Origin of the sequence: Photobacterium sp. SP02, assembly GCF_038519165.1 — a bacterium.
Classification (GTDB): Bacteria; Pseudomonadota; Gammaproteobacteria; order Enterobacterales; family Vibrionaceae; genus Photobacterium; species Photobacterium halotolerans.
The window spans coordinates 1-254 of record NZ_JASJOJ010000200.1 but is presented as its reverse complement, the minus strand read 5'-3'; the positions used below and the strand labels follow the sequence as shown (position 1 = coordinate 254).

Genomic DNA, 254 nt, shown 5'->3' with positions numbered 1-254 from the left:
ATGGCATCATCAAAAGTGGTAAAACGAGAAACAGAGGTTGTAACGGTACAAAGTTTCCTCGCTGCGGCGCACAAAGAAAACAATAAAGTCAGTGCATATGATTTAGGAGTAGGAATCGCTTCGGTAGGTATTGGTACTATGGCAATGCTGTTTTCCAAACATATAGCATCAAAAATGGGAAAAGTTTTGGAAATTGCTAGCTATGGTCTTACGATAACTGGATTTGTTACAATGTTTTTAAAAGACCCGAACAG

Annotated in this window: 1 protein-coding gene; it reads left to right on the top strand. The window is 38.6% G+C overall.

Translation table 11 applies throughout. The annotated features are described in order from the left end of the window. The coding region (locus P0Y67_RS22975) for a hypothetical protein (protein WP_342393726.1) at positions 1 to 254 on the top strand (254 nt) is incomplete at both ends.